Origin of the sequence: Methylobacterium sp. J-078 (genome assembly GCF_022829285.1) — a bacterium.
In the GTDB taxonomy this organism is placed as follows: domain Bacteria; phylum Pseudomonadota; class Alphaproteobacteria; order Rhizobiales; family Beijerinckiaceae; genus Methylobacterium.
This window is the reverse complement of the sequence record NZ_JAKSYI010000121.1, coordinates 103291-115791: the sequence shown is the minus strand read 5'-3', so window position 1 is coordinate 115791 and position 12501 is coordinate 103291. Positions and strand designations below refer to the sequence as shown.

Annotated in this window: 12 protein-coding genes, 1 tRNA gene and 1 pseudogene; 8 read left to right on the top strand and 6 right to left on the bottom strand. The window is 68.8% G+C overall.

All coding sequences use genetic code 11. The features are described 5' to 3' along the window. From MKK58_RS22555 to MKK58_RS22545, 3 genes and pseudogenes are all read left to right on the top strand, one after another. A pseudogene (locus MKK58_RS22555) lies at positions 1-126 on the top strand (IS630 family transposase); the annotation flags it as partial. 48 nt (positions 127-174) lie between these two features. Continuing rightward, positions 175-1710 (top strand): YifB family Mg chelatase-like AAA ATPase, encoded by a 1536-nt coding sequence (locus tag MKK58_RS22550; protein ID WP_243915019.1) that lies wholly within the window; start codon positions 175-177, stop codon positions 1708-1710. Positions 1711-1988: 278 nt separating this feature from the next. Then, complete coding sequence (locus tag MKK58_RS22545; RefSeq protein ID WP_243915018.1) at positions 1989-3221, top strand: FAD-dependent oxidoreductase; 1233 nt, start codon at positions 1989-1991, stop codon at positions 3219-3221. Between the two features lie 94 nt (positions 3222-3315). Here the strand turns inward: MKK58_RS22545 and MKK58_RS22540 are convergent, their stop codons facing one another. The 3 genes from MKK58_RS22540 to MKK58_RS22530 all read right to left on the bottom strand — a co-directional run bounded on the left by MKK58_RS22540 (position 3316) and on the right by MKK58_RS22530 (position 8146). After that, complete coding sequence (locus tag MKK58_RS22540) at positions 3316-4749, bottom strand: mannose-1-phosphate guanylyltransferase/mannose-6-phosphate isomerase (RefSeq protein ID WP_243915016.1); 1434 nt, start codon at positions 4747-4749, stop codon at positions 3316-3318. A 155-nt stretch (positions 4750-4904) separates the two neighbouring features. After that, entirely contained in the window at positions 4905-7070 is a 2166-nt protein-coding gene (scpA, locus tag MKK58_RS22535) for a methylmalonyl-CoA mutase (RefSeq protein WP_243915015.1), read from the bottom strand. 167 nt (positions 7071-7237) lie between these two features. Beyond that, on the bottom strand, positions 7238-8146 hold the full coding sequence (locus MKK58_RS22530) for an N-formylglutamate amidohydrolase (RefSeq protein ID WP_243915013.1): 909 nt from the start codon (positions 8144-8146) through the stop codon (positions 7238-7240). Positions 8147-8354: 208 nt separating this feature from the next. Between MKK58_RS22530 and cpdR the strand changes: the two genes are divergently transcribed. The 4 genes from cpdR to MKK58_RS22510 all read left to right on the top strand — a co-directional run bounded on the left by cpdR (position 8355) and on the right by MKK58_RS22510 (position 10416). Further along, on the top strand, positions 8355-8711 hold the full coding sequence (gene cpdR, locus MKK58_RS22525; protein ID WP_003603128.1) for a cell cycle two-component system response regulator CpdR: 357 nt from the start codon (positions 8355-8357) through the stop codon (positions 8709-8711). 91 nt (positions 8712-8802) lie between these two features. Then, positions 8803-9060 (top strand): glutaredoxin 3, encoded by a 258-nt coding sequence (gene grxC, locus MKK58_RS22520; protein WP_243915011.1) that lies wholly within the window; start codon positions 8803-8805, stop codon positions 9058-9060. Next, complete coding sequence (locus MKK58_RS22515; protein ID WP_313899298.1) at positions 9057-9905, top strand: carbon-nitrogen hydrolase family protein; 849 nt, start codon at positions 9057-9059, stop codon at positions 9903-9905. The genes grxC and MKK58_RS22515 overlap by 4 nt, the downstream gene beginning before the upstream one ends. Positions 9906-9930: 25 nt before the next feature. Beyond that, entirely contained in the window at positions 9931-10416 is a 486-nt protein-coding gene (locus MKK58_RS22510) for a DUF1178 family protein (protein WP_243915009.1), read from the top strand. Between the two features lie 9 nt (positions 10417-10425). Here MKK58_RS22510 and MKK58_RS22505 read toward each other — a convergent pair whose 3' ends face one another. Further along, complete coding sequence (locus MKK58_RS22505) at positions 10426-10914, bottom strand: disulfide bond formation protein B (RefSeq protein ID WP_243915008.1); 489 nt, start codon at positions 10912-10914, stop codon at positions 10426-10428. Between the two features lie 2 nt (positions 10915-10916). Then, entirely contained in the window at positions 10917-11498 is a 582-nt protein-coding gene (locus MKK58_RS22500) for a YqaA family protein (protein ID WP_238280774.1), read from the bottom strand. A 188-nt stretch (positions 11499-11686) separates the two neighbouring features. On the opposite strand from MKK58_RS22500, the gene MKK58_RS22495 reads away from it, so the two are divergent. Then, positions 11687-11770 (top strand) — tRNA-Leu (locus MKK58_RS22495). A gap of 32 nt (positions 11771-11802) precedes the next feature. On the opposite strand, the gene MKK58_RS22490 is transcribed toward MKK58_RS22495, so the two are convergent. Beyond that, entirely contained in the window at positions 11803-12498 is a 696-nt protein-coding gene (locus tag MKK58_RS22490; protein ID WP_243915006.1) for a glutamine amidotransferase-related protein, read from the bottom strand. Positions 12499-12501: the final 3 nt, after the last annotated feature.

Sequence of the window (12501 nt, the reverse complement as noted above, 5' to 3'; positions counted from 1 at the left end):
GACCTGCAGGTCGCCATCAATCGCTACATCGCCGAGCACAACCGTAGCCCAAAGCCCTTCATCTGGACTAAACCCGCCTCTGCAATCTTCGACGCCCTCAGCCGAGCTCCTGAACCATCCGTCTGAGTCAGAGCACTAGGGTCGCGGGAACGTCGAGCCCAGGGGCGGTTCAGCATGGTCACCCGCGTTGCCACCGTCGCCTTCGAGGGAATCGAGGCGCGGGCCGTGGACGTCCAGGTGCAGATCGCCCCCGGCATCGTCGCCTTCACGGTGGTCGGGCTCGGCGACAAGGCCGTGGCGGAATCCCGCGAGCGGGTGCGCTCCGCCCTCATCGCCTCCGGCCTCGCGCTGCCGGCCAAGCGCATCACCGTCAACCTGGCACCGGCCGACCTGCCGAAGGAGGGCTCGCATTACGACCTGCCCATCGCGCTCGCGGTCATGGGCGCCATCGGCGCCCTGCCAGCGGACGCGCTGGCGGGCTACTGCGTGCTGGGCGAGCTCGCCCTCGACGGCACCATATCGCCCGTCTCCGGCGTTCTGCCCGCCGCCATGGCCGCCAATGCGCGCGGCCTCGGCCTCATCTGCCCGGCCGCGACCGGACCCGAGGCGGCCTGGGCAGGCGGCGACATGGACGTTCTGGCGCCCCGCTCGCTCATCCAACTCGCCAACCACTTCAAGGGTACGCAGGTCATGGCCCGGCCGGAACCCGCCATCGCGGCGGCCGGCGGCCCCCTGCCGGACCTGCGCGACATCAAGGGACAGGAGGGCGCCAAGCGCGCCTTGGAGATCGCGGCGGCCGGGGGGCACAACCTGCTGATGAACGGTCCTCCGGGCGCGGGCAAATCGATGCTCGCCGCGCGCCTGCCCTCCATCCTGCCGCCCCTCGGTCCCCGGGAGCTGCTGGAGGTCTCGATGATCCAGTCGGTGGCGGGGGAACTGAAGGGGGGTGCCCTCTCGAACCGGCGGCCGTTCCGGCAACCCCATCACTCCGCCTCCATGGCGGCCCTCGTCGGCGGCGGCATCAACGCCCGCCCCGGCGAAGCCTCGCTGGCCCATGGGGGCGTGCTGTTCCTCGACGAACTGCCCGAGTTCACGCCTCAGGTGCTCGATTCCTTGCGCCAGCCCCTGGAGACCGGCTCGGTGATGATCGCGCGCGCCAATCACCGGGTGACTTATCCGGCTCGTTTCCAGCTGGTCGCCGCGATGAATCCCTGCCGCTGCGGCCAAGCGTTGGAGCCGGGCTATGCCTGTCGCAAGGGGCCGAACGAGCGCTGCGTCGCGCAGTACGGCGCCCGCATCTCCGGCCCGCTCCTCGACCGCATCGACCTGCGCATCGAGGTCGGCGCGGTGACGGCGGCCGATCTCATCCTGCCGCCACCGGCCGAGGGCTCGGCGGAGATGGCGGGCCGGGTCGCGGCCGCCCGCGCGCTCCAGGATCGGCGCTACGCGGCCTACGATCTCACCGGCGTCGTCACCAACGCCACCTGTCCCGCGCCGGTGATCGAGGCCGTCGCGGCCCCCGACCCGGAAGGCGCCGCGCTGATCCGCTCCGCTGCCGAGAGCATGCGCCTCTCCGCCCGCGGATTCCACCGCACGCTGCGCGTCGCCCGCACGCTCGCCGACCTCGACGGCGAAGCCAGGGTACGCCGGATCCACCTCGCCGAAGCGCTGTCCTATCGGGGCCGCGCGGAGAGCCCGGCGCAGGTGTGATTCGCCAGGGGCGCCGCGGCGATCAAGCAACCCCGCAAGATGAATGGCGGAAGCGCCGAGGGGAATTGGATACGGTTGACCATTAACCAAAAGCACCAGGGGCATCTTGCCGAATGACGCAAGTCGGCCTGCGTAATAAGTACTGATCGAAGGCCTTTCCGCCTTCTTTCCGGCCGTCCGGACTTTCCATCTTGCGAAATTGCTGCAAGTGAATCTGGAAATTAATCCCTCGCGATCGTGAGGTTTCTGTGCTCAGCGACGAACCCGTTCCCATCTCCGTGCCCCTTCAGCCCGCTGCACCTGCGGCTTCGTCGGAGGCGGCGAACGCTCCCCGACGGACCGATGTCGTCATCATCGGTGCGGGCCTCGCCGGGAGCGTCGCGGCCTCGACCCTGGCGCAGGGCGGCATCGACGTCGTGGTCATCGACGCTGCGGCCGTCGTGCCCCCGAGCCTGCGGGCCGAGAAGCTCGGCACCCCCATCCTCGCTCTGTTCGATCGCCTCGGGCTCGGCGAAACGGTGCGTGCCACGGCCACGCCGATCTCCAGTGTCTGGATCGCCCGGTTCGGACGCGTGATGACGCGCCGCACCCGGCGCGAATACGCGTTCGCCTACAAGGACCTGATCACCGCCCTACGGGCGATGCTGCCGAAGCAGGTCGAACTCCGGTTCGGGCGCGTCGCCGATATCGCCAGCGGAGCGGACATCCAGCGCGTCACCTTGAGCGACGGCTCCGTGGTGGAGGGACGCCTCCTCATCGTCGCGACGGGGCCGGGCGCCGCCATCCATCGACGGGTCGGGATCGACATCGTGGATGCCCAGCGTGACCACTCGATCTGCATCGGGTTCTACCTGAAGGCGCCCCCGGCGGCGTTCCCGTTCGAGTCGATCGTCTATTACGGCGAGCGCTGGAACGACCGCGTGTCCTATATCTCGCTGTTCCCGATCGGGTCGCGCATGCGCGCCAACCTGTTCGTTTACCGCGACCATGACGAGCCCTGGATCCAGTCGCTTCGCAGCGATCCCGCCGAGACCCTGCGGCGGACGCTCCCGAACCTCGAGCGGATCTGCGGACCCATCGAGATCGAGGGCAACCTCGATATCCGTCCGATCGACCTCCGCCAGACGCAGGGGCACGAGCGCGCCGGCGTGGTGCTGATCGGGGACGCCTATTGCACCTCGTGCCCTGTCTCCGGAACCGGCATGCACAAGGCCTTGATCGACGTGGAGCGCCTCTGTCGCGAGTACGTGCCGGCCTGGTTCGCGACGCCGGGTATGGACGCCGACAAGGTCTCCGCCTTCTACGCCGACACCGTGAAGATCGAATTCGACCGCAGCAGCCTCGCGATCAGCAACCGTCTGCGCGGTCTCGCCGTGGGGCGTGGCGCCCGTTGGCGCGTTTCCCGCGTGGTGGCGAATGCCCGCTCGGCCTGTGCCTTCACCGCGCACCGCTGCGCGCATCTCGCCGCCGTCCTGGCCGCGCCGGTCACGGAGTTTCTGGAGCGGATCTGAGAGCGCGCCCGCAGGGCCGTTCGCGCCGGAGACCATTGCCACGGGGTCGTCCCGGCCCGCCCGACGTCATCGGGCGGGCCGGATCGTCGCGGTCCTACCGCCCGTAGATATCCTCGACGCGGATGATGTCGTCCTCGCCCGTGTAGGAACCGACCTGAACCTCGATGAGCTCCAGGGGGATCTTGCCCGGGTTGGTCAGGCGGTGCATCGAGCCGATGGGCAGGTAGACCGCCTCATTCTCGTGGACGAGCACGACCGCGTCGTTGAGCGTGACCTCCGCCGTGCCCTTGACCACCACCCAGTGTTCGGCACGGTGATAGTGCTTCTGGAGCGAGAGCCGCCCGCCCGGCGTCACCATGATGCGCTTCACCTGGAAGCGCTCGCCGATGTCGATGCGCTGGTACCAGCCCCAGGGCCGGTACATCCGGCGATGGGCGTCGGCCTCCGGGTACGCCTTCGCGCGCAGATTCGTGACAAGGTCCTTGACCTGTGCGGCCCGCGCCTTCGACGTCACCAGGACCGCGTCGGCGGTCGCCACCACCACCACGTCGTCGAGGCCCACTACCGTCGTCAGGTGCTCGCCCTCGCTGTGGATCAGGCTGCCGCGGGTATCCACGGTCTCGACCCGGCCGCGCAGCGCATTGCCGTCCGCATCGTGCGGGAGCACTTCCCAGACCGCGTCCCAGGTTCCGACATCGGACCAGGGAAAGGAGACCGGGCGGACGCCGGCCCGCTCGGTGCGTTCCATCACGGCGTAGTCGATTGAGGTCTTGGGCGCCTGGCCGAAGGCGGCCGCATCGAGCCGCACGAAGTCGAGGTCGCGGACCGCGCCCGCGAGGGCGGCCTGGGTGGCCTCCAGGATTTCCGGCGCGTGGGCTTCGAGCTCGGCCAGCATCACGTCGGCGCGGAACAGGAAGTAGCCCGAGTTCCAGAGCGCACCTTCGGCGATGAGCCGCTCGGCCCCGGCCCGATCCGGCTTCTCCACGAAGCGTGCGACCCGGTGATTCCCAGAGCCGTCGTGGAGGGGTTCACCGACGCGAATGTAGCCGTAGCCGGTGGACGGTGCCGTCGGGGTGACGCCGAGCGTCATGATCTGCCCGGCCCGCGCGCCGGCGGCGGCCGACTGGGCGGCCTCGACGAAGGCCGGCGTGTCGCCGATGACGTGGTCGGCGGCCATGATCAGCACCACGGCTTGCGGGTCCTGGGCGGCCGCGTGGAGGGTGGCGACCGCCACCGCGGCGGCCGAGTCGCGCCGTTCGGGCTCCAGGATGATGTCGGCCGCGATGCCGGCCTGAGCGAGCTGCTCGGCGACGATGAAGCGTGCATCGCTACTGGTGAGCACCGTGGCGCGGGCGAAAACGCCGTCATCCGTCAGTCGGCGGGCCGTATCCTGGAAGGTGGAGCTGTCCGGATTGATCAGCGGGGTGAACTGCTTGGGCATGCTCTCGCGCGAGGCCGGCCAAAGCCGCGTGCCCGATCCGCCGCACAGGATCACCGGATAGATCAGATGGCCGGACCGCTCTGACATGACACTCTCCTCTCAGATGATCATGCACGCCGATGTGCGCACACCTCAAATCTGCTGAGGGTCCTACCGTGTCACGGGTAGAACCGCCATCGTTCGCGGCGCCCTGCTACGACAGAAACCCGGCTTTCAAAGACGTTTTCTGACCCGCGGACTGCTTACTCCGCCGCTTGGCGGGCGGCGTAGCCCAGGCGCCCGTTCAGTTCCTCGATCAGCTTCACGGCGGCTTCCGCGATCACGGTGCCGGGCGGGAAGATCGCCGATGCGCCGGCGGCGTACAGGGCGTCGTAGTCGCCGGGCGGGATCACGCCGCCGATGACGATCATGACGTCGCCCCGGCCCTGCTCGGTGAGCGCCGCCTTCAGCTCGGGTACCAGGGTCAGGTGGCCGGCGGCCAACGACGAGACGCCGACGATGTGGACGTCGTTCTCCACCGCCTGTCGCGCGGCCTCGGCGGGGGTCGCAAAGAGGGGGCCGATATCCACGTCGAAGCCGAGGTCGGCAAAAGCGGAGGCAATGACTTTCTGGCCGCGGTCATGCCCGTCCTGACCCATCTTGGCGACGAGGATGCGCGGGCGGCGCCCGTCGTTTTCCTCGAAGGTCTCCACGAGCTTGCGAACGGTTTCGACCACCGGCGACATGCCACCCACCTCTCGCTTGTAGACACCCGAGATCGAGCGGATCTCGGCCCGGTGACGGCCCCATGCCTTCTCCAGCGCATCCGAGATCTCGCCCACCGTGGCCTTGGCCCGTGCCGCGCTCACCGCGAGTTCGAGGAGATTACCCTGGCCCTGTGCGGCGGCCGTGAGCGCGCTCAGCGCCGCGTCGACATCGGCCTGGCTGCGCTCGGCGCGCAGGCGCTTGAGCTTGTCGATCTGCAGGGTGCGGACGTTGCCGTTGTCGACGCGCATCAGTTCGATGGCGCGGTCGTCATCGGGCTTGTACTTGTTGACGCCCACGATGGTCTGGCGACCGGAATCGATCCGGGCCTGGGCGCGGGCGGCGGCCTCCTCGATGCGCAGCTTCGGGATGCCGGCCTCGATGGCCTTGGCCATGCCGCCGAGCTCATCGACCTCGCGCAGGTGCTCCCAGGCGCGGGTGACGATGTCCTGGGTGAGCTTCTCGACGTAGTAGGAGCCGCCCCACGGATCGACGATGCGCGTCGTACCGCTCTCCTGCTGCAGGAAGAGCTGCGTGTTGCGGGCGATCCGGGCCGAGAAGTCGGTGGGGAGCGCCAGGGCCTCGTCCAGCGCGTTGGTGTGCAGCGACTGGGTGCCGCCCTGCGTCGCCGCCATCGCCTCGATGCAGGTGCGGGTGACGTTGTTGAACACATCCTGCGCGGTCAGCGACCAGCCGGAGGTCTGGCTGTGGGTGCGCAGCGGCAGCGACTTGTCGCTCTTCGGCTCGAACTCCTTGACGAGCTTGGCCCAGATCAGGCGCGCAGCCCGCATCTTGGCGATCTCCATGAAGAAGTTCGTCGAGATCGCCCAGAAGAACGACAGGCGTGGGGCGAACTGGTCGATGGTCAGGCCGGCGGCGAGCCCAGCCTTGATGTACTCGACGCCGTCGGCCAGCGTGTAGGCGAGTTCGAGGTCGTTCGTCGCCCCGGCTTCCTGCATGTGGTAGCCGGAGATCGAGATGGAGTTGAACTTCGGCATGTTCTTCGACGTGTAGGCGAAGATGTCGCCGATGATCCGCATCGAACCCGCCGGGGGGTAGATGTAGGTGTTGCGGACCATGAACTCCTTGAGGATGTCGTTCTGGATCGTGCCGGCGAGCTTTTCCGGGGGAACGCCCTGCTCCTCGGCTGCCACGATGTAGAGGGCGAGGATCGGCAGCACCGCGCCGTTCATCGTCATCGAGACGGTCATCTCGTCGAGCGGTATGCCCGAGAACAGCGTGCGCATGTCGTAGATCGAATCGATCGCGACGCCCGCCATGCCGACATCGCCCGAGACGCGCGGGTGGTCCGAATCGTAGCCCCGGTGGGTGGCGAGATCGAAGGCCACCGACAGGCCTTTCTGGCCGGCGGCGAGGTTGCGCCGGTAGAACGCGTTCGAATCCTCTGCCGTGGAGAAGCCGGCGTATTGCCGGATGGTCCAGGGCTGGGTCACGTACATCGTCGGGTAGGGGCCGCGCAGGTAGGGCGCCACGCCCGGATAGGTGTCGAGGAACTCGATGCCTTCGCGGTCCTGCGGACCGTAGACGCCCTTCACCGGAATGCCCTCGGGGGTCATCCAGGGTTCGCCGATGGGCGGCACCGGAGCCGGAACGGCATCGGCCGCGTACGGAACGGTCGCGAAGTCGGGAATGCGAGACGTCATGGGCTCTGGCTCGTGCGGCGGCAGCGTGCCTGCATTATAGGTACGCGCTCGGTCTGGGCTACTCCTAACCGGACTTGCACGGGAAGGGGCCGGCAAAACCATCATTTTCCTGCGCGGACCGGCGAAATCTTTTCGGGATCGCGGCAAAAGTTTCTTGGATCAAGGCCCTATTCGGCAGCCATCCGGGCCGGTGAGAGGCCCTGCACTTCGGCGGCCACGGCCGTCACGACGCTGCGCAGATGCCAGACCAATTCCGAAAACCCCGGGGTGATCGCGAGGGTCGCCTCGTTCATGTAGAGGCCCCGGTTGATCTCGATCTGGAGGGCGTGGCGCTCGACGTTCGGCTCGCCGTAATGCTCGGTGATGAAGCCGCCCGCATAGGGCTTGTTGCGCAGCACGCGGTAGCCCCGTGCCCGCAGGTGGTGCTCGAAGGCGTCGATGAGGATCGGCGCGCAGGCGGTGCCGAAGCGGTCGCCCAGGACGACGTCGGCCCGCGCCGCCTCGTCGCGTCCGAGGCTCGACGAGGGCATCGAGTGGCAATCGATCAGGATGGCGTGCCCGAACTGGCGTGCCGTGCGCTGGATCAAGCCGCGCAGGGTGCGGTGATAGGGCTTGTAGAGGGACTCGATCCGCTCCACCGCGACCTCCACGGGCAGGCGCCCACGATAGATCTCCTGCCCGTCGGCCACGAGGCGCGGGATGGTGCCGAGACCGCCGGCCACCCGCATGGAGCGGGTGTTGGCGAAGGCCGGCAGGCGCCCGTCGAACATGCGCGGGTCGAGCTCGTAGGGCTCCCGGTTCACGTCGAGGAAGGCGCGCGGAAAATGCGCCCGCATCAGGGGGGCGCCGAGATCGACCACCGGTGCGAACAACCGGTCCACATGCGCGTCCTCCGAGCGCCGAAGCGCGAGGCCGGCCAGCCGCGAGGCGGCCAGGAAGGCCGGCGGATAGACCGCGCCCGAATGGGGCGTGTTGAACACGAAGGGGAGGGTGTGCGCCGTCGGCTCGTCCACCGTGAAGGGCGGATCGAAGGCTGCCGCTCCGGACGCCTCGGGGGCTTGAGACGACTCTGTCATCGCGGCGCGGGCGCCTCGGTGCGGACGGGACAACGCATGCGCTCACTGTGCGGTTTGCCGGCTGGCCTGTCCAGCAGGACGGACGCGGCGCGACGCCACTGCCCGTGCCGTTGGACACCCGGCCCGGACCACGTGGCAACGTTCTGTTTACCAAGCCGGTGCTTTGTGGAAAGAACACGACGAATCAAAAGGTACGGGACGCCGCGCGATGAAGATCCTCCTGGCGGAAGACGACAACGACATGCGCCGCTTCCTGGCCAAGGCGTTGCAGAACGCCGGCTACGACGTGCTGTCGTTCGACAACGGCCTCTCGGCCTACAACCGCCTGCGCGAAGAGCCCTTCGAACTGCTCCTCACCGACATCGTGATGCCCGAGATGGACGGAATCGAGCTGGCGCGCCGCGCCACGGAGCTCGACCCGGACATCAAGGTGATGTTCATCACGGGCTTCGCCGCCGTGGCGCTGAACCCGGATTCGAAGGCCCCGAAGGACGCCAAGGTCCTGTCCAAGCCGTTCCACCTGCGCGATCTCGTCAACGAGGTCGAGAAGCTTCTGGCGGCCTGAGCCCCTCGCGCCCACTCGCCCCCGACGGGCAGTAGGAAGAGCCGGCGCGCTCGCCTATATGCTGGTGGGATTGGGATGGGGCGTTACGACGATGAAGCCGGTCACGATCTACACAACCGCGTGGTGCCCGTACTGCTCGGCGGCCAAGAGCCTGCTGCGTGACAAGGGCATCGCCTTCACCGAGATCGACGTCGAGAAGGCCTCCGGCTCGCGCACCACGATGGTGCAGCGGGCGGGTGGGCGCACCAGCGTGCCGCAGATCTTCGTGGGCGATACCCATGTGGGCGGCTGCGACGACCTCTACGCCCTGAACGGTGCCGGCAAGCTCGATCCGATGGTGGCCGCGTGAGCGCCGAGCCCCGGTTCACCGCCGCCTGTGTGCAGATGCGCTCCGGGCGCGATCCGCTCGCCAACCGCGATGCCGCCGTGTCCCTGGTGCGCGAGGCCGCCGATGCGGGCGCGCATTACGTGCAGACGCCCGAGATGACCTCCCTGGTGGAGCGCAGCCGGACCAGCCTGTTCGAGAAGGTCACCGGGCAGGACGAAGACCCGACCCTGGCGGCCCTGCGCGAGGTCGCGCGCATGCGCGGGATCGTGATCCAGATCGGTTCGCTCGCCGTGCGCAACGGCGACAAGATCGCCAACCGCGCCTTCCTGATCGATGCCGAGGGCGCGATCACAGCATCCTACGACAAGCTGCACCTCTACGACGTCGATCTGCCCAACGGCGAGCGCTGGCGGGAATCCGCCACTTATACGGGCGGTGCCTGCGCGGTGGTCGCCGACACGCCCTGGGCGCCGATCGGCCTCGCCATCTGCTACGACATCCGCTTTCCCGCCCTCTACCGGGCCCTGGCCGAGGCGGGGGCGGCGATCCTCACAGCGCCCGCCTGCTTCACGCAGCAGACCGGCGAGGCCCACTGGCACGTGCTCCACCGCGCCCGCGCCATCGAGACGGGCTCCTTCATGATCTCGGCCGCCCAGGGCGGGCATCACGAAGACGGGCGCGACACCTATGGCCACTCGCTCATCGTCGATCCCTGGGGCAAGGTGCTGGCCGATGCCGGCGGGTCCGAGCCCGGCGTGATCCTGGCGGAAATCGACCTGTCCCGCGTCACCGACGCTCGCGCCCGCATCCCGGCCCTCCAGCACGCGCGCCCCTTCACCGTCGAACGCGTCGGACGCCCCGCCTGACCCTCGTCTCCCAAACTCCGGTCCCATGATCCGCTACACCCTCGCCTGCGAGGCCGGGCACGGCTTCGAGAGCTGGTTTCCGTCGAGTGACTCCTACGATGCGCAGGCCGCGCGCGGACTGGTGAGCTGCCCGGTCTGCGGATCGGCCCGCGTCGGCAAGAGCATGATGGCGCCCTCCGTCGCCCGCACCGACCGGGGGCCGCGCGCAGCGGGTGTTGAAGCGCCCGCCGAGCCCGGTCTGCCGGTGCCGTCGATGGCGTCGATGCCGGAACTCGCGTCCAGCGAGCCCGAGCAGCGCCTGCGCGCCATGCTGCGGGCCCTGCGCGCGCAGGTGACCCAGAATGCAGACGATGTCGGGTCGCGCTTTCCCGAGGAGGCTCGGCGCATCCATTACGGCGAGACCGAGACCCGCGCGATCTACGGGGAAGCCAGCCTCGACGAGGCGCGCGCGCTGATCGACGAGGGCATCGAGGTCGCGCCGCTGCCGCCGGCCCTGGAGGACCGGCACTGAGCCTTGTCCTCAGCGCCTGAGTGCCGCCGTGCCGGACACCGAGGCGAGCACGAAGGCGATGAGCGCGTTCCAGCCTGCCAAGGAAATTCCGAACAGGCGCCAGGCGGCGGTGGAGCAATCCGCCACCCGCGTGGTCTGCAAGGTGTTCAGAAAGTCGCCGATCTCCTTCGGGTTGGCGCCCGTGCCGCCGCCACAATCCGTCGGGCCCGCCCAGAACGCCCACTCGGCGCCCGCATGGTAGACGCTGAGCCCGGCCCCGTAGAGCAGGCCGATGGCCGCGAGGCCGAGGACGAGGCGCGCGGCCCAGGCCGGAACGAACAGGCCGAGGAGCGCCAGCGGGATCGCCGCGTAGTAGGGAATCCGCTCCTGCAGGCAGAGCTTGCACGGCACGTAGCCGAGCCCCCACTGGAAGTAGAACGCGCCCGCGATTGTCAGCACGGAGCCGACGAGGACGAGGAGGGCGGCCCGGCGCAGGCGGAGGAGCGAGGCGTAGTCCATCTCTACAGAAGCACCTTGAACAGAACGAAGCCCAGGATGATCACCGCGACGGAGATCGCCGCCACGACGTTGAGGTGCCGGTCGAGCACCCCACGGATCTGAACGCCGTAGCGGCCGAGAAGTCCCGCGAGCAGGAAGAAACGCGCGCCGCGGGTCAGCAGCGACAGCACCACGAACCAGAACAGGTCGTAATGCGCGAAGCCGGACGTGATGGTCACGAGCTTGAACGGGATCGGCGTCAGGCCTTTGAGCAGGATCACCCAGTGCCCGTACTGCGCATAGGAGGCCTGGAAGGTCGCCGCCTTGTCGGTGAGACCGTAGACCCGAAAAACCCACTGACCGATCGAATCGAACAGCAGCGCCCCGATGGCGTAGCCGAGCACGCCGCCCGCCACCGAGGCGAGGGTGGTGACGAGGGCGTAGAACCAGACCCGGTCCGGCCGGCTCACCGCCATCGGCACCAGCATCACGTCCGGCGGCACGGGAAAGAACGAACTCTCCGCGAAGGCCACGGCCCCGAGGGCGTAGGGCGCCGACGGCTTACCCGCCAGCGCGAGGATCCACTCGTAGAGGCGACGGATCATGAACGGGTCCGGGATGGCTGGAGAACGGCGAAACGGCGCCTTTGACCACACCGCGCCCGGGCTGGCGAGCACCCCGGGGCCGCATCTGCCGACAAAACCGCGTGGCTTGGCCCGAAGCCGGACAGGGTGCATCCGTTCCGGCAATCGGTTGACAGCCGCAGGCCCGCGCGGCAGGACATGCGGCGCGTGCCCGCGTGGTGGAATGGTAGACGCGTCCGACTCAAAATCGGAAGCCGAAAGGCGTGGGGGTTCGAGTCCCTCCGCGGGCACCAGCGACGGCGCGGCTTCGCCACCGTCCCGCTCCTCATTCCGCTTCGAGAAACCGCGCGATCCATCGCTTGACGCGGGCGCCGTCACCCGGCCGCTCCAGGGACGCGAGGGCGTCAGTGCGTTGCTTCGGATCGAGGTCCCCCGGCCGGTGGCCGGCGACCAGCGCACGGGCGTAGTCCGCTTCGAATTCCGGATGGAACTGGAACGAGATCGCGCGCCGGTCGGCATAGGCCAGGATGCCGTGCGGGGTGAAGGCGCTGCCGGCGAGCGTCCGGGCCCCGGGCGGCAACGCCACCACCTGATCCTGATGGATCGCCGGGACCGATACCGTGGCCGCGCCGTCCATCCAGGTCGCCCGCTCGTGGATGTCGTAGGCGTGCAGCCCGAGTCCCCAGCCCTTCGCGGATTTCTCGACGCGCCCGCCATAGGCTTGCGCCATGACCTGATGGCCGAAGCAGATGCCGACCAGGGGCTTGGCCCGGTCCAGGCGGCGCAGGAATTCGAGCAGGTCCACGATCCAGGGGTGAGGGTCGTAGGCGCCTGCGGGTGACCCGGTGACGAAGACGGCGTCGTAGCGCTCCGGGCCGGTCGGCCAGTCGCCGCGGGTGATGGAGTAGATCGTCCCGACATGTCCCGCGCCGAGGAGGTCGGCCGTCATCCGTCCGTAGCCGGGATAGCGGCCCCTGAGCCGCTCCGGCGGTGCGCCCGCCTCGAGGATCGCGATTCTCATGCG

Excerpts from the sequence above, each read along its gene's own strand:
- MKK58_RS22505 (WP_243915008.1), bottom strand. The coding sequence starts at position 10,914 with ATGGACTACGCCTCGCTCCTCCGCCTGCGCCGGGCCGCCCTCCTCGTC.
- cpdR (WP_003603128.1), top strand. The coding sequence starts at position 8,355 with ATGAAGATCCTCCTGGCGGAAGACGACAACGACATGCGCCGCTTCCTG.
- MKK58_RS22540 (WP_243915016.1), bottom strand. The coding sequence starts at position 4,749 with ATGTCAGAGCGGTCCGGCCATCTGATCTATCCGGTGATCCTGTGCGGC.
- grxC (WP_243915011.1), top strand. The coding sequence starts at position 8,803 with ATGAAGCCGGTCACGATCTACACAACCGCGTGGTGCCCGTACTGCTCG.
- MKK58_RS22530 (WP_243915013.1), bottom strand. The coding sequence starts at position 8,146 with ATGACAGAGTCGTCTCAAGCCCCCGAGGCGTCCGGAGCGGCAGCCTTC.
- scpA (WP_243915015.1), bottom strand. The coding sequence starts at position 7,070 with ATGACGTCTCGCATTCCCGACTTCGCGACCGTTCCGTACGCGGCCGAT.
- MKK58_RS22500 (WP_238280774.1), bottom strand. The coding sequence starts at position 11,498 with ATGATCCGTCGCCTCTACGAGTGGATCCTCGCGCTGGCGGGTAAGCCG.
- MKK58_RS22510 (WP_243915009.1), top strand. The coding sequence starts at position 9,931 with ATGATCCGCTACACCCTCGCCTGCGAGGCCGGGCACGGCTTCGAGAGC.
- MKK58_RS22490 (WP_243915006.1), bottom strand. The coding sequence starts at position 12,498 with ATGAGAATCGCGATCCTCGAGGCGGGCGCACCGCCGGAGCGGCTCAGG.
- MKK58_RS22550 (WP_243915019.1), top strand. The coding sequence starts at position 175 with ATGGTCACCCGCGTTGCCACCGTCGCCTTCGAGGGAATCGAGGCGCGG.